The organism is Neisseria mucosa (assembly GCF_003044445.1).
GTDB classification, from domain to species: domain Bacteria; phylum Pseudomonadota; class Gammaproteobacteria; order Burkholderiales; family Neisseriaceae; genus Neisseria; species Neisseria mucosa_A.
Map to the genome: position 1 here is coordinate 35,822 of NZ_POWX01000001.1, position 16,114 is coordinate 51,935.

14 protein-coding genes are annotated in these 16,114 nt (G+C 52.3%); 5 read left to right on the forward strand and 9 right to left on the reverse strand.

The features are described from left to right. Window positions 1–30: 30 nt before the first annotated feature. The 4 genes from DBY90_RS00265 to DBY90_RS00280 form a co-directional block, all read right to left on the reverse strand. The gene (locus DBY90_RS00265; RefSeq protein WP_070493455.1) at window positions 31–1,245 is read right to left on the reverse strand and encodes an MFS transporter; all 1,215 of its coding nucleotides are present in this window, start codon (window positions 1,243–1,245) and stop codon (window positions 31–33) included. Window positions 1,246–1,549: 304 nt separating this feature from the next. Further along, window positions 1,550–2,020 (reverse strand): DUF3304 domain-containing protein, encoded by a 471-nt coding sequence (locus DBY90_RS12515; protein ID WP_070493458.1) that lies wholly within the window; start codon window positions 2,018–2,020, stop codon window positions 1,550–1,552. A gap of 736 nt (window positions 2,021–2,756) precedes the next feature. Continuing rightward, window positions 2,757–5,768 carry an Rne/Rng family ribonuclease gene (locus DBY90_RS00275; RefSeq protein WP_049228831.1) on the reverse strand — a complete coding sequence of 1,004 codons (3,012 nt, stop codon included), beginning with the start codon at window positions 5,766–5,768 and terminating at the stop codon, window positions 2,757–2,759. Between the two features lie 5 nt (window positions 5,769–5,773). Next, the gene (locus DBY90_RS00280; protein WP_232501964.1) at window positions 5,774–5,926 is read right to left on the reverse strand and encodes a hypothetical protein; all 153 of its coding nucleotides are present in this window, start codon (window positions 5,924–5,926) and stop codon (window positions 5,774–5,776) included. Window positions 5,927–6,333: 407 nt separating this feature from the next. On the opposite strand from DBY90_RS00280, the gene DBY90_RS00285 reads away from it, so the two are divergent. The 3 genes from DBY90_RS00285 to rsmG all read left to right on the forward strand — a co-directional run bounded on the left by DBY90_RS00285 (window position 6,334) and on the right by rsmG (window position 8,578). Beyond that, entirely contained in the window at window positions 6,334–7,332 is a 999-nt protein-coding gene (locus tag DBY90_RS00285; protein WP_070493461.1) for an RluA family pseudouridine synthase, read from the forward strand. A gap of 10 nt (window positions 7,333–7,342) precedes the next feature. Beyond that, the gene (locus DBY90_RS00290) at window positions 7,343–7,690 is read left to right on the forward strand and encodes a hypothetical protein (protein WP_003742880.1); all 348 of its coding nucleotides are present in this window, start codon (window positions 7,343–7,345) and stop codon (window positions 7,688–7,690) included. A 264-nt stretch (window positions 7,691–7,954) separates the two neighbouring features. Further along, window positions 7,955–8,578: a 16S rRNA (guanine(527)-N(7))-methyltransferase RsmG gene (gene rsmG, locus DBY90_RS00295; protein ID WP_049228833.1), complete on the forward strand. Its 624-nt coding sequence runs from the start codon at window positions 7,955–7,957 to the stop codon at window positions 8,576–8,578. Window positions 8,579–8,717: 139 nt separating this feature from the next. Here rsmG and DBY90_RS00300 read toward each other — a convergent pair whose 3' ends face one another. The 3 genes from DBY90_RS00300 to DBY90_RS00310 all read right to left on the reverse strand — a co-directional run bounded on the left by DBY90_RS00300 (window position 8,718) and on the right by DBY90_RS00310 (window position 11,370). Beyond that, window positions 8,718–10,142 (reverse strand): alanine/glycine:cation symporter family protein, encoded by a 1,425-nt coding sequence (locus tag DBY90_RS00300; protein ID WP_049228834.1) that lies wholly within the window; start codon window positions 10,140–10,142, stop codon window positions 8,718–8,720. A gap of 331 nt (window positions 10,143–10,473) precedes the next feature. Next, entirely contained in the window at window positions 10,474–10,692 is a 219-nt protein-coding gene (locus tag DBY90_RS00305) for a hypothetical protein (RefSeq protein WP_029609416.1), read from the reverse strand. 18 nt (window positions 10,693–10,710) lie between these two features. Continuing rightward, on the reverse strand, window positions 10,711–11,370 hold the full coding sequence (locus tag DBY90_RS00310; protein ID WP_003742875.1) for a C40 family peptidase: 660 nt from the start codon (window positions 11,368–11,370) through the stop codon (window positions 10,711–10,713). A 170-nt stretch (window positions 11,371–11,540) separates the two neighbouring features. Here DBY90_RS00310 and DBY90_RS00315 point away from each other — a divergent pair, with 170 nt between their 5' ends. After that, entirely contained in the window at window positions 11,541–13,184 is a 1,644-nt protein-coding gene (locus DBY90_RS00315) for an ABC1 kinase family protein (protein ID WP_107986347.1), read from the forward strand. Between the two features lie 159 nt (window positions 13,185–13,343). Further along, window positions 13,344–14,249, forward strand: a complete 906-nt coding sequence (hslO, locus tag DBY90_RS00320; protein WP_070493475.1) for an Hsp33 family molecular chaperone HslO — start codon at window positions 13,344–13,346, stop codon at window positions 14,247–14,249. A 241-nt stretch (window positions 14,250–14,490) separates the two neighbouring features. Here hslO and mscL read toward each other — a convergent pair whose 3' ends face one another. Together mscL and fabI are read right to left on the reverse strand one after the other, a co-directional pair. Then, the gene (gene mscL / locus DBY90_RS00325) at window positions 14,491–14,934 is read right to left on the reverse strand and encodes a large conductance mechanosensitive channel protein MscL (protein ID WP_045075311.1); all 444 of its coding nucleotides are present in this window, start codon (window positions 14,932–14,934) and stop codon (window positions 14,491–14,493) included. Window positions 14,935–15,216: 282 nt separating this feature from the next. Beyond that, the gene (fabI, locus tag DBY90_RS00330) at window positions 15,217–16,005 is read right to left on the reverse strand and encodes an enoyl-ACP reductase FabI (RefSeq protein WP_107986349.1); all 789 of its coding nucleotides are present in this window, start codon (window positions 16,003–16,005) and stop codon (window positions 15,217–15,219) included. Window positions 16,006–16,114: the final 109 nt, after the last annotated feature.

Sequence of the window (16,114 nt, forward strand, 5' to 3'; positions counted from 1 at the left end):
GACCTTTATTCTTTGCTTTGTTTAAGCGGGTTACGCCGTTTTCTTTTCGCGTATCGGCAGGTTCAGCAACGCCGCCGTTCCCGCCAACACCGCGTCGGCATACCACATCCAGCCGTAATCGTTGAATTGGTAAATCACGATGCCGCCGATATACGAGCCTAAAAAGCCGCCGATTTGGTGGCTCAACATGGTCAGCCCGAACAGGGTCGCCAGATAGCGCGTGCCGAACAGCTTGCCTGTAATCGCAGCGGTCGGCGCGACGGTGGCGAGCCAAGTGAAGCCCAGCGCAGCGGCGAAAATGTAGAAATTGACGTCGGTTCTCGGGGCGGCAAGGTAGATCAGCACCATCGCCACACGCGAGGCGTACAGTCCGAACAAAACATATTTGCCCAAAAACCGCCCCGTACACCAGCCCGAAAAAATGCAGCCCGCGATGTTCGCCAGCCCGATAATCGCAATCGAAGTCGAAGCGACCGAAGCGGGCAGACCGCAGAGCGCGATTTCGTTGGGCAGGTGGGTTACCAAAAACGCAATGTGGAAACCGCAGGTAAAAAAGCCCAAGTGCAGCAGGATGTAGCTTCGGTCTTTAAACGCCGCTTTAACCGCCTGCCCCAGCGTTTGCCCGTTTTCAGACGACGTGTGGTGCGTGGCGACAGCGTTTTTGCCGCCCGCCAGCCACCACGAAATCGGCAGGATCAAAAGTGCGATGCCGCTCCAAACGTAAAACGTTCCCGTCCAGCCGACGGCGGGTAATATCAACAAACCCTGCACCAGCGGCGCAAACAGAAACTGCCCCGCCGAACCGCCCGCGTTGACCAGACCCGAAGCCAAACCGCGTTTGTGTGGCGGTACTTTCGCCGCGACCTGCCCCATGATGATGGAGAAACCGCCCGCGCCCGTTCCGAATGCAAAAAGCAGCCCGATTGCCAGCATCAGTCCCCAATAAGTCGGCATCTGCGGCACCATCAGACAGGCGCAAGCCAACAGCAGCGCGCCGCCGCCCAACACCTTAAACGCGCCGAAACGGTCGGCAAGCGCGCCGGAAAGCGGCTGGGACAAGCCCCACATCAACTGGAAAACGGCGATAATCAGGCTGAACTCTTGGATACTCAGTTCGGTAGAGTCGACGACCGGACGGACAAACAGCCCCATAGTCATGCGCATACCAATGGTAATCAGCAGGATGGAGGCGGCAGCGGTGATAACCAGCCAAAGGTTGGGGGATTTTTGCTGTGTGTGGGTCATGGTTATGATTTGTTTCTATTGAAAAATGCCGTTCAATCAACCGGCAAAACGACGGATTTTAACAAACGGGCTGACGTGGGCTAAATAACGCCTAATGCTTTGATTATAGCCAAAACCTCTATCCGTGCCACCTTGTCCGTTTCCTTTTATACGCAAGACAGGATGTGGAATGCGGACGGAAATTCAGTGCATAAAAAACGGCAAAGGTCGTCTGAAAACCCGAAATCCGATTTTCAGACGACCTTTGTTCAAATAAATGGCAATTTATTTATTAAGAAATTAATTATACTGACTTATCATTTTTTTATTTTTCATAAGCATCTTGTTCAGCACGAATATGCTCATAATATGCATTCATAGGGTGCTTGGGATGCATTCGTGAATATCCTGTGACAAAAACTCTAACCTTATGCTCAGGTAGAATATGTGCCTGTATATAAGCTTCACTATCCCCAACATATTCAATAGGAACTTCCATATTTATATGTTCCCATTTATCTGGTTCTTCTCTTAGAACAATCAATGTTACAGGAACTGGTTTATCAACCTTAATAGATACACAACAAACAACTGCTCCGCCTCCATTATATGACAATGCATCCATTATAACTTTATTATCCTCCTCTCCTAACATTACCGTAGCAGCCTCTCTCGTATAACTATATACTTCCATTGAATAAGTTTTAGTTAAAGGCTTATTATAATATAAACTAATCATCAGGATAGATACTATACAAACCGCTATAATTAGTAATCCTTTAGTTCTTTGCTGCATTGAAGATCATCTTTCTTTAACCCAATAAGCTAAATCTATAATTACTTAATATAAATTTAAAATACTTCCTATTTTAAAATACTTTCTATATCATCTTTATTAAAAATTCAAGGAAGCTTCCCTCTAACTTCATTATTATCAAAAATAGTAGGAGTATACCCGATAAAATTCTTAATAAAAAAACAAATTATTCATGTAAGCTTCTATTTTTCTTTAAGAACTATTCCAATCAATATATTTATATGCTCATATTTTTTAGTAGCAAGGGGGAAGTACATTTTCAGTTTTCTATTTTTACTTAATTTAGTATATATTCATTTCCACTTCACTTAGATCGAATAAATTATCAAATCGGGACTTTTCAATCACAAAAGATTATTCTAATTAAAAAACAATATTTTATTATAACCCATCATGCAAAGTGCAGTGCGTGCTTTATCAATAAAGAATTCATTTTATCCCCTGACTCACTGAGCACCCAACAGATTTAACAGGCAAAACCTACGCTACGGCTTGACTGAAATCCCTCTGAAAAATTGAAACTTGGATTACAGTCCGCGTAGACGTAACGGTGCGGGTATTTTTGATTAACTATATTGACAAAAAATTAGGAAACACAGACGATATAACAGGAACACAAAACAGACAAAGGTCGTCTGAAACCAGAATTTTGGTTTCAGACGACCTTTTTATCGATTCAGGCATCTACACTCACGATGCCCTTTTCTTTCAGCCTTTAGTCTTTGCGCGTTTCCACCAAGACCATTTCGGCAGCGGCGACAGGTTCGGCTTCGACTTTCGGCACGTCCGCGCGGCGCAGACCGGATTCGGGTTCGGGCTGAACCTGTTCGGCAAAGGCTGCGACGGCTTCGGGATCGGTTTCGACAAACACCAAACCGCCTAAGTCGGGCATCGCAGCAACGGCAGGGGCAGTTTCTTCCGCTTGGCTTGCTTCCAGCGCAGTTTGCGGCTCGGATTCTGCTGCTTGGGCGGCGGCCGCTGCTGCTGCGGCAAGGGCTTCGATGGCGGCGGCGGCTTCGCGCTCGGCTTTCCAAACGACCAGTTCTTCCTCCATTTCGGCAACGGCTTCGACCTCGCCTTCGGCAGGGACGGCGGTCATCGGTTGATAGCCGTCTTCGGTTTCGATGGCGAATACGGAAGTCGAAGTTTCTTCAACACTGCCAATAGCGGAGTCGATAATGCTGCATTCGTCGTCGGTGCTGTCTTCGATGAGGATGTCGCTATCCACATCTTCGCCTTCGATGGAGAACACGAACGCTTCTTCAGCAACGGTAACAGGTTCGGAAACCACGACAACCAAAGGCTCGCCGCTATCCTCTGGAGCGGGAATGGTTACGGCAAAAGGCTCTTCTTCGACGGTATCGCCCATAACGTGTGCGGCGGCGAAGAGGACTTTGTCGGCGGTATCGTGAATATTCAGGTACTGCTCGATTTTGGCGGCAGACGGAATATTGCGTTTTTTACCGTTTTGACGGCGGTCGCGCTGATTATTGCGTTCGCGGCGGTCGCGTTGGTTGTTGCGATCGCGTTGGCGGCGTTCGTTGCCTTTCGGTGCATCGGTATCGGCGGTTTGCACGCCCTCTTCCGCCACATTGTCCACTGCTTCGGACAAGGTTTCTTCCGCGCGGATGTCCGCTTGTTCACGGTTGCGTTCGTTGCGGTTGTTGTTGCGGCGGCGTTTGTTGCCTTGCGCCTGCTCGTCTGAACGGGATTCGTTTTCAGACGACGTTGCGGCGGCGAGTGCTTGGACTTCGAGGTTTTCGGCTTCCGCTGCGGCATTGCGCTCGTTTTGACGGTTGCGGCTGCGGCGGTTGTCTTTGGCGTTGCGGGTTTCATTTTCCGCTGCCTGATTGTCCGCTGCTTTGTCTTTGAAGTCCGCCACTTCGCGCACTTCTACCTTGCTGCCGTCGTGCCTGTTGTTGCGGCGCGGGTTTTGGCGGCGGTTGTTTGCGCGGCGATTGCCGGAATTGCCGTTGCGGTTGTTGCTGCCCGAAGTGCGTTTTTCTGCCACTTCGGCAACAGGCGCGGTTTCTGCTGCGGTATTGCCGCCGAAAATGCGTTTGAGCCATGCTTTGAAGCTATCCCACCATGAACCGTTCTTCTGCTCGGCTACGGTTGGGGCAGGCTGGGTGTGGCGCACGCCTTTGACGGCGGGTTCGGGGCGGGCGGCTTTGGCTCTTTCGCTGCCGAAAGGTTTGGCGGATTCGTCTTCTTCCGGCTCGGCAACGCGTTTGTAGCTCGGTTCGCCGTCTTCTTCTACGTCGTCGATGCGGATGCGGTTGATTTCGTAGTGCGGATTTTCCAAGTGGATATTCGGAATCAGGACGACGTTGACGTCCAAACGCTCTTCCATCGCAAACAGCTCGGCGCGTTTTTCGTTCAACAGGAAGGTGGCGACATCGACGGGCACTTGGGCGTGTACTTCGCCGGTGTTGTCTTTCATCGCTTCTTCTTGAATGATGCGCAAAACGTGCAGGGCGGTCGATTCGATGCCGCGGATGACGCCGGTACCGGCGCAGCGCGGACAGGCGACGTGGCTGCTTTCGCCCAAAGCGGGTTTCAGGCGTTGGCGGCTCAATTCCAAGAGGCCGAAGCGGGAGAGTTTTCCCATTTGCACGCGGGCGCGGTCTTTTTTGAGCGCGTCGCGCAGGACGTTTTCAACATCGCGCTGGTGCTTGGGGTTTTCCATGTCGATGAAGTCGATGACGACCAAACCGCCCAAGTCGCGCAGGCGCATTTGGCGGGCGACTTCTTCAGCGGCTTCCATATTGGTTTTGAACGCGGTGTCTTCGATGTCCGAGCCGCGGGTGGCGCGGGCGGAGTTGACGTCGATGGAAACCAGGGCTTCGGTGTGGTCGATCACAATCGCGCCGCCTGAAGGCAGGCTGACGCTGCGAGCGAACGCGCTTTCGATTTGGTGTTCGATTTGGAAGCGGGAGAACAGCGGCGTGTGGTCTTGATAGAGTTTCAGACGACCTACGTTGCTCGGCATGACGTAGCTCATGAACTCGGCAACTTGCTCGTAAACTTCTTGATTGTCTACCAGAATTTCGCCGATGTCGGGACGGAAATAGTCGCGGATGGCGCGGATGAGCAGCGAGCTTTCCATGAAAAGCAGATAAGGGTCATGATGCGCTTTTCCTGCTTCTTCGATCGCCTGCCAGAGTTGTTTGAGGTAGTTCAAATCCCATTCCAACTCTTCCGCACTGCGACCGATACCGGCGGTACGGGCGATGATGCTCATGCCGTTCGGAATGTCGAGTTCTGCCATAGCGGCTTTGAGTTCTTGACGCTCTTCGCCTTCGATACGGCGGGATACGCCGCCGCCGCGCGGGTTGTTCGGCATCAATACCAAATAGCGTCCGGCAAGGCTGATGAAGGTGGTCAGCGCCGCGCCTTTGTTGCCGCGTTCGTCTTTTTCGACTTGAACGATGACTTCCATGCCTTCTTTGAGCACGTCTTGAATGCGCGCCCTGCCGCCTTCGTAATCGCGGAAATACGAACGCGATACTTCCTTAAACGGCAAAAAGCCGTGGCGGTCGGTTCCGTAATCCACGAAACACGCTTCCAGCGACGGCTCGATACGGGTGATGATACCCTTGTAAATATTACCTTTGCGCTGCTCTTTACCCAGCGTTTCGATGTCCAAATCCAAAAGGTTTTGCCCATCGACAATGGCAACGCGCAGCTCTTCGGCTTGCGTTGCATTGAACAACATTCTTTTCATAATGATTACCTCGCACAGGCGGGCAGCCTTTTCAGACGACCTGCCTGCTCTGTCAGACACTCTGCGAGGCGGGCGGGATTAGGCATAGCCCGCGCCCCTTTTCGGCGCGGGATGCAGAAACCCGGATGAGCAATCAGTTTTTGAATTGAAGTCCGCAAGGTTGCACGCCGCCCAAAACAATGCGGCCGTGTGCGGAAGGATACGGATAAAGAAGGCAATAAAGAACAATGCGGCGGAACGCTCCGTCCGCCGCCGAAGTCCGGACGGTACAGGTCCGGCTTAGAAAACAGGTAGCCGACATCTTCTTATTATCGTTATGCCGGAAGTTTCGAACGGTGCGGCGCGGCAGGTTTGTCAAACACCCGCCCCTCGTCTTATGCCCGGTCAAATCGGCAAAATCAAATCAAACTTAATTACGCTCCTGCGTTTACGGGCTTTGGCATAAACGCAGGGAAAATGCTTTGCAGAGTGCGTTTTTAATATAAAATCTCGTTTTAACAATACCATCCGTCCCATACGGCCTGTTTGTACAGGTTTCTGCCGAAACGGATGTTCGGGATTATAGATGAAAACGCACACAATAAGCAAAGATTCAGTCAGCCTGATTACCGTCGCCGAACACGAAGCCGGCCAACGCCTTGACAACTATCTGATAAAAATCCTCAAAGGCGTACCCAAAAGCCATATCCACCGCATTATCCGCGCCGGCGAAGTGCGCCTGAACAAAAAACGCTGCAAGCCCGACAGCCGCATCCAAACAGGCGACCTGCTCCGTATCCCGCCCGTGCGCACCGCCAAAAAACAAAGGTCGTCTGAAAACCGCGCCCAAGCCGTACCCGCGCGCGAATTTACCATCATCTACGAAGACGACGCGCTGCTCGTTATCGACAAACCCGCAGGCACCGCCGTCCACGGCGGCAGCGGCGTGAGTTTCGGCGTCATCGAACAAATCCGCCGCGCCCGCCCCGAAGCCCGCTATCTCGAACTCGTCCACCGCCTCGACAAAGACACCAGCGGCCTCTTGATGATCGCCAAAAAACGCAGCGCGCTCGTCAAACTGCACGAAGCCATCCGCAACGACCACCCCAAAAAAATCTACCTCGCGCTGGGCGTAGGCAAACTGCCGAACGACAGCTTCCACGTCAAACTGCCCCTGTTCAAATACACCGGCGCACAAGGCGAAAAAATGGTGCGCGTCAGCGAAGACGGACAATCCGCGCACACCATCTTCCACGTGCTCAACCGCTTTTCAGACGACCTCCTGCACCAAGTCGGCCTCTCGCACCTTACCCTCGTGCAAGCCACCTTGAAAACCGGCCGCACCCACCAAATCCGCGTCCACCTCCAATCGCAGCAATGCCCCATCGCCGGTGACGAACGCTACGGCGACTACCAAGCCAACAAACGCCTCCAGAAACTCGGTTTGAAACGGATGTTCCTCCACGCCGCCGAGCTGCACCTCAACCACCCGCTGACAGGCGAAAAACTCATCTTAAAAGCCCCGCTGCCGCAAGAATTGGCACAATTTGTCTTAATGCTGGAAAACGCAGGGAAGGTCGTCTGAAAGATAAATCATGCCCTCACATCACAACATCCTACCTGCCGAAGAATTTGTCCGACGCTGGCTGAATTTCAAAAAAAGTTATCTGTCAGAATTGAAAAACCGCCGTTCCGTTTCCGCGACGGCGCAAAAAATAAACATGCTGGAATTAACGGACAAGCAACGTCGTCTGTTTGACTCCGCATTGGAATCGGCGCTGGACGACATAATGTATTCCTTATTGCTCGGCTTGGATGGCGAAGCGGAAATCGGCGGGATACAGGAATCCTTTACCATCCTGAATGAAAACGGTGAAACGGTTTCCCCATGTGGTGAATTGTCCGATGCAGCCTACATGCTGATCCGCCAAACGGAAAACTGATTGCTCAGGTCGTCTGAAAATTTTTCTATATTTTCGGTCAACGTAGCCCACATTACAGCTCGCTCGGAAAATGAAATACCAACTGTTCCCGAAAACACCCAAAGGTCGTCTGAAACCCGTAGCGCGGGCTTTGCCCACGAAATAAATGTGAAAATAAAGACAGTTTCAAATTGTCAGACAACAAGTTTCGCGGGCAAAGCCCACGCCTTTCAGACGACCTTTTTTTCCGCTACCATAACGCCCGACACAACACGGACAAACACCATGACCCCGACACAGCAACTCCAATCAGGCATACAGGCATTAGGTTTGGACCTATCCGCAGAACAGCAAACCCTGCTGCTCGCCTATACCGACCTGCTCAAAAAGTGGAACAAGACCTACAACCTCACCGCCCTGCGCGACGAAGCGCAAATGGTCAGCCACCACCTGCTCGACAGCCTGACCCTGCTCCCCTACCTCCAAGGCGCGCAGACCATGCTGGATGTCGGCTCTGGCGGCGGACAGCCCGGCATTCCCACCGCCATCTGCCGTCCCGACCTCAACATCACCCTCTTGGACGCCAACACCAAAAAAACCGCCTTCCTGCAACAAGCCGTCATCGAACTCGGACTCGCCAACGTCCGTGTCGTCAGCGGCCGCGTCGAAGCCGTTCAAGACTTCCAAGCCGACATCATCACCAGCCGCGCCTTCGCCGAACTCGCCGACTTCGTCAACTGGACGGCACACCTTTTGAAAGACGGCGGCCGCTGGGTCGCCATGAAAGGCGTGTACCCCGAAGAAGAAATCGCCAAACTCCCCGACACCGTCGCCGTCGAACGCGTCGAAGCCCTCCAAGTCCCCGGTCTGGACGCAGAACGGCATATGGTGGTTTTGAAGAAGGTTTGAACATGACACAAGGTCGTCTGAAAACCTGAAACAGGGCTTTTCAGACGACCTTTGTATGTATGCGGAAGCATAAGCGTGGGCGTTTTGCCATTTCAGTCCACTATAAAAAACCGCCCTACTTGCAGGGCGGTTTTTTGATTTACCAAATATCGGATTTGATTTTGCGTTTCAAACCCGGATGTTCGGAAAGTTTGAAGACGGGGTCTTTGCCCATTTTCAGTTTCGCCGTGTAGTCTTTCAGCAGCAGGAAGGCAAGCGGAGAGAGGAGAAGGATGGCGACAAGGTTAATCCATGCCATGATGCCCATGGCCATGTCCGCCATATCCCAAACCAGAGGTACTTTGGCAATTGCGCCGAAGTACACCCATGCCAAAACCAGCATACGGAAAACGGCGGTAACCAGCCAATGGCTCTTGATGAATTGGACGTTGGACTCGGCATAGGCATAGTTGCCGATAACGGTTGAAAAGGCAAACATAAATAGGATGACGGCAAGGAAGCCCGCGCCCCATTCGCCTACCTGGCTGACGATTGCCGCTTGAGTCAGCGCCGCACCGCTCAAGTCTCCGTAAGGTTGTTGATAGGTCAAGACGATAAAGGCGGTGCATGAGCAGACGATGATGGTATCGACGAAAACGCCCAGCATTTGAATCATGCCTTGGGAGACGGGGTGCTTCACTTCGGCTGCGGCTGCGGCGTTCGGCGCGGAACCCATACCCGCCTCATTGGAATACAGGCCGCGTTTGATACCCTGCATCATGGTGGTCGAAATCAGACCGCCGAGGAAACCGCCTGCAGCCGAATCGAAGTTGAACGCGTTGGAAAAAATCTGACCGAACACGTCAGGAATCAGGGAAATATTGGTAACAATGATGAAGAGTGCTATGACGAGATATAAAACCGCCATCAGCGGAACGATGATTTCCGCGGCTTTGGATACGCGGCGGATACCGCCGAAGATAATCGGGGCAGTCAGAATGACTAGAGCGACGCCGACATAGTGTTGATCCCAGCCCCATGCCGCTTTGGTGGTATCGGCGATGGTATTGGTCTGTACGGCTTCAAATACAAAGCCGAAACAGAAAATCAGGCTCAGGGCGAACAAAACGCCCAGCCATTTTTGTCCCAGGCCTTGAGTGATGTAGTAGGCAGGGCCGCCGCGGAAGTGGTGATTGTCGTAGTCCCGGACTTTAAAGAGTTGAGCCAGTGAAGATTCGACAAACGCCGAACTCATGCCGATTAAGGCGGTTACCCACATCCAGAACACCGCGCCCGGTCCGCCGAGTTTGATGGCAATCGCCACGCCGGCGATGTTGCCCACGCCTACACGGCTGGCAAGTCCGGTAACGAAAGCCTGAAACGGCGTAATACCGTGCGGATCATCGCCTTGTTTGCGGCCGCCGAGCATTTCTTTGATACTGCGTCCGAGCAGGCGGAATTGTACGAAACCGGTGGCAAGTGTGAAGAACAGACCTGCACCCAACAATACATACACCAGCCCTGCCCACATCGGATCGTTGATTTTCTGAACCCATTGGTGCAGTGATTCGGTAAAATTATCCATAAAAAGCCTTTCTAGATACGGCTCTCCGAAGGGATAATCCTGTCAAAGTGCCGCAAAGCTGTTTTCAGACGACATCGGGACAACACCCAACGCCAAAACGCGCTATTCTAGCAGACTGTTGACAAACTGAAAAAACTTTACAGTTTCAGCATTGGTATAATCTTGATAAATATCATAGAGTTTCTTTGCATTACACTACACAGGCTCCGATTTGGGCAAGCAAAAAAGGTCGTCTGAAAGCATATTGCAGCTTTCAGACGACCTTGCTGTTTTACGGTCCATAAAAAACGGCATGGCAAAAGCCATACCGTTGTAGGGAATATATTGTCGACTAAGCTTTCCGATATGGGTTTTCCACACCTTCAATCAAGGCTTGCAGGTATTCGCGCAACTGTTTTTCACTGCAGCCCATCAGAAGCGCGTCTTCAAATGCGTCTTGTGCTGCTTGATAAAGCTCGGTCATGTTTTCCGTCATGACTTTCACTTTTTCAGTGCAGGATACGATTTGCCCGTCGTCGTCGTACCATTTTGGCATTTCAGGCATACTCACGTTGTTGCTTTCCTAGACTTAATTGAGAAAACGGGACGGATCGTTTTTCTTCACGCGGCGTGCAAAGGCGTATTTGGCGTTCCAGTATTTGTTGCTGAGGCTGGTGATTTCAATGCGTTTGCCGGTACGCGGAGCGTGGATGAAACGATCGTTGCCGATGTAGAGTCCGACATGGGAAATCCTGCCGCGTCCCATCGTGCGGAAAAATACCATATCGCCCGGCTGTAATTCGCCGCGGGATATGCCGACACCCATTTTTGCCTGTTCGGCGGAGGTACGGGGGAGGTTCAGCCCCATTGAGCGTCTGAAGATATGCTGCATGAAGCCGCTGCAATCGAAACCGGTAGATGCTGATGTGCCGCCGTAACGGTAGGCAACACCTAAAAGCCCCATTGCGCTGCCGATGAGTTCGTCGGCACTGTCTGAACTTCTCGATGCACGGACGGGTGCTGCCGAAGCTGAAGGAATGGAATGTACAACGGGAGTTGCCGCGCGCGCGGGTTGGAAATTTATCTGCGGAGCCTGTGCGGGGGCAGGCTGTTTTGCATCTTCAAATTGGTTTAAAACCTGCTGCCTATTTTTGACGAACGAATCGAGATCGTCGGCGTTTGCAAAATGAATGCCGGACAGCATACAGGCCGAAACCAATAGTGCCGCCAGCCTGGATAAGGCTTTCATGTTTGACTGATTCCATTTTCAGACGACCTGTCTGCCGCCTGCTATTATGTTATTCTGTATCTGGGATATGCAGGCGATTGTATATAAAAAACAGGATGTTTGGCAAAAAAGCGTCTGTTATATTGCGTTAAAGCGTTGTTTATAAAAAAATTTGCAAAGACACTCAACCGATGATGATACCCACTCTGCTCGCTATGCGCGACTTTTCCAGAATGCGCGAAATTATTACCGTACTGACGAAATACGGCTTGGGCAGCTTTGTTCAGCGTATCCGTTTGGGCGCAGCGGGCGGAGACGAAGTGCATCCCGACAGCCGTTATATGAGTACGCCGCGACGCTTCCGCAAAGCGTTTGAGGAGCTGGGTCCGACCTTCGTCAAACTCGGTCAGGTATTGTCCACGCGGGTCGATATTTTCGGGGCGGAGTGGATTGAAGAGTTCGAACAACTGCAAAGCAACGTCGCGCCGATACCGTCGTCTGAAATCTATACTTTGGTCGAAGCCTATCTGGGCAAGCCCGTTTCCGAAGTGTTCCGCAGCATAGACCCGAAACCCGCAGGCAGCGCGTCGGTGGCTCAGGTACACCGCGCCGAACTTTTAGACGGAACCGCCGTCGCCGTCAAAGTCAAACGCCCCGACATCGAGCCGGTCATTCAGGCGGATTTGCGGATTTTGAACCACCTCGCCAGACTAATGGAATCCGAAATCCCCGAAGTGCGCCGTTACCAGCCCGTATTGATGGTCGCCTATTTTGCCAAGAGTCTGGCGAAAGAAACCGATTTATCGGTGGAGCTGCGCTATATGCAGCGCTTCGGCCAGACCTTTTCAGACGACCCTTTGGTCCGTATCCCCGCCGTCTATCCCGACATTTCCAACCGGCACATCCTCGTACAAGACTACATCGGCGGCACGCTCCTGAAAGACGCCGACCTTGAAACCATGCCCCACACCTTGCGCAGCGGACTTGCCGGACGGATTACCGACACCCTCTTCACCATGATGCTGCGGCAAGGCTTTTTCCATGCCGACCCCCATCCGGGCAACATCTTCATCAACGACAACGGCGGCATCACCTTCATCGACTTCGGGCTGGTCGGACACCTCGGCAACACCCGCCGCCGCGAAATCCTCAACCTCATCAACGCCCTGACCAACAACGACGCGCTGCTCATCCAATACGTTCTCAGCGACTGGGCGCAGGGCGATTTGCCCGACGAAAACCTGCTCGGTGCAGACGTTTTAGAAATGCTGCTCAACTACGAACACACCGCCGTCCGCGACCTGCGCGTCAGCCAAGTCATCAACGACATCACCTCCATCATGCGCCGCCACGGACTGACCCTGCCTGGCGACCTCGTGATGCTTTTCAAAACCCTCATCACCCTCGAAGGCGTCGTCAAACGGCTCGACGGCAGTGTCGAACTGCTCGAACGCGCCAAACCCATCACCGAAGCTGCCGTCAAAGAACAAGCCTCCGCCGCCCACATCGCCCGCAATGCCAAAACCCAACTGCGCACCCTGTTGCAAATGGCGGGGTCGCTGCCGCAAGACTTCTTCAGGCTGACCAGAATGCTGCAAAAAGGCAAATTCGGCATCACCCTAGACCTCAAGCAGTCAGACCGCATCAGCCATCAAATCGACAGCGCCGCCAACCGCCTGACCATGGGCATCGTCACTGCTGCCCTGATTATTGGTTCGTCCATCGTCATGAGTATAGACACCGGCCCCAAGTTTATCGGCTTCGTCGGCTACCTTATCGCCTTCGCCAACAGCCTGTGGATTATCTGGTCGGTGTGGCGGTCGGGGAAGCACTAGCTGCACGTTTACTCAGATAATCAATCAGCTCAAAAACAAACAGGTCGTCTGAAAACCAAGGGCGCAGGATTCGCCAAAACGTTTTCAGACGACCTTGATTTCCCTGCGGACGCAACCATATAGCCGTCAATCCGTCATCCAGATATAACAGAGGAATTTATGCCGCAAACCCAGATCAACCACGCCGACATCCGCACCCGTTTCATCTTCGACGATATGCCCGTTCGCGGTCTGCACGTCCGCCTTGAAAACGTATGGAAACACATCGTCGGACAAAAACACTATCCCGCCGCCATCCGCCGCGCCTTGGGCGAACTCCTTGCCGCAGGCGCGCTCCTGTCCGGCAACCTCAAAACCGACGGCACGCTCATCGTCCAAGTTCAAGGGCAAGGTCGTCTGAAAATGCTCGTCGTCGAAGCCACTTCCGACCAAACCGTCCGCGCCACCGCGCGCTGGGACGAAACCGCCGAAATCAACGACGACGAAAGCCTGACCGACCTTCTCGGCAGCAACAGCGTCTTCGTCCTCACCCTTCAGCCCAAAGACGCAGAACCTTGGCAGGGCGTCGTCCCGCTCGAAGGCGGCAGCATCGCCCAAATGCTTATCAACTACACCAAACGCTCCGAACAGCTCGATACCCAAATCGTCCTTGCCTCATCAGACGATGCCTGCGGCGGACTTTTGGTGCAACGCCTGCCTGAGACAGAACCTGACGCGGCATCATGGGAACACGTCGGCACGCTGGTTCAAACCCTGACTCCCGAAGAACTGACTGGACTGGACGCACAACACGTCCTCTACCGTCTCTTCCACGAAACCCCTCCGCGCGTCTTCGATCCGGAAAGCATCGAATTCGCCTGCACCTGTTCGCGCGGGAAAGTCAGCGATATGCTGCTCATGCTGGGCGGCGAAGAAGTCGGCGGCGTGGTCGCCGAACAAGGCAGCATCCAAATCGACTGCGACTTCTGCCATGCCAAATACGTCTTCGACGAAACCGATGTCAACGCCCTCTTCGGTGCCGATGTGGTCAACGCCGTCTTAGACGAAGCCAAGCGTCTGCAATAAACATCAACGCTTAATATTAATTAAGCAAAGGTCGTCTGAAAACGATTTTAGGTTTCAGACGACCTTTCTTTTATTGATACGGTTCAGGCTTTAGGAGAAACAAGCCCGTAACGTGTGTTTCCCACAAGTCCGAACCTTATCACCTGCTTTAAAATCAAAGGCAGATGGATACCAAAAGGTCGTCTGAAACCAAACATGTGGTTTCAGACGACCTTTTATTTCAAATCTTCAAAAGATTAGATTATTTTTTGTTCAAAGAGTCGCGGATTTCGCGCAACAGCAATACTTCTTCGCTAGGCTCTGCAGGTGCTTCTTCGGCAGGTGCTTCGGCTTTTTTCATGGAGTTCAATGCTTTGATAACGGCAAAAATCGCAGCAGCAATGATCAGGAAGCTGATAACGGAGTTAATGAACAGGCCGAGGTTCAGGGTAACAGCACCGGCTGCCTGGGCTGCTGCCAAGCTGGCATAGCCGCCTTCCGGAGCAGCTTGCGCGCCGTCTTTCAGGGTAATGAACAGGTTGGAGAAGTCAACGCCGCCGATCAACAGACCGATAGGGGGCATGATTACGTCGTCAACCAAAGATTTAACGATGCCGCTGAACGCAGTACCGACGACCATACCGACTGCCAAGTCGATAACGTTGCCGCGCATAATAAACTGTTTAAATTCTGAAGCAATAGACATAAATGTCCTCCTGTATGTTTGTGGATAATAGAGTGAAATTTTTAAAAAAGCGCATCCGAAGCGACGGACGGACTTTTCCAAACCGGCAGGCATGGTATCGTGTTATTCGTTAAACAAATTTTATAAAAGTTAAAATTTGTTTTTATGACAAAATTCCCGAAATATGCCGCCTTTTATATGAAAAAAGAACCGTCTGAAATAGAAGTGTAACTTTTTTACACCACTTATTCAGACGGATTTTTGCGTAATAAGTTGTCTTTTTCTACGAAATATTACAAATCATTACGCCTCTTCGTCGTTCAGGGCGTTGATGCTGTAACCGCCGTCAACGTAAGTGATTTCGCCGGTAATGCCTGAAGAAAGTTCGGAGAGCAGAAAGGCGGCAGTGTTGCCCACTTCATCGATGGTTACGTTGCGGCCGAGCGGGTTGTGGGAAGCGACGTGTCCCAAGAGTTTGCTGAAATCGGCAATGCCGGAAGCAGCGAGGGTTTTGATCGGGCCGGCGGAAATGCCGTTGCAGCGGATGCCTTCTTTGCCCAAGCAGGCGGCGGTAAAGCGGATGCCTGCTTCGAGGCTGGCTTTTGCCATGCCCATGACGTTGTAGTTCGGAATGGCACGAACCGCGCCCAAGTAGCTCAGGACGACGATGGCGGAGTTTCTGCCGCGCATCATCGGACGGGCGGCTTTTGCCAATGCGGGCAGGCTGTATGCGGAAATTTCGTGTGCGGTGTTAAACGCTTCGCGGCTGATGCTGTCGAGGAAGTCGCCGCTCAAAGCTTCTTTCGGGGCAAACGCGATGGCGTGCACCAAACCGTCGAGGCCGTCCCAATGTTTGCCCAAGTCAACGAAAACTTGGTTGATTTCGTCGTCGCTGGCAACGTCGCAGCGGAACACGAGTTCGGAACCCAATTCGGCAGCCATTTTGCGGACGCGCTCTTCCAGTTTGTCAACAACGTAGGTAAACGCCAAATCCGCGCCTTGTTCGCGGCAGGCTTTGGCAATGCCGTAAGCGATGGAACGCTCGGAAATCATGCCGGTGATCAGGATTTTTTTACCTTGCAGAAAACCCATTTTTTGTCCTTTAAAGTGTGGTATTGCGGTTTGATGAAACTGGGCATTATAGCAAACTGGGGCGGTTTCGGTATAGAAAACAAGAGATAACCTGTCGTCCTGACAGAAA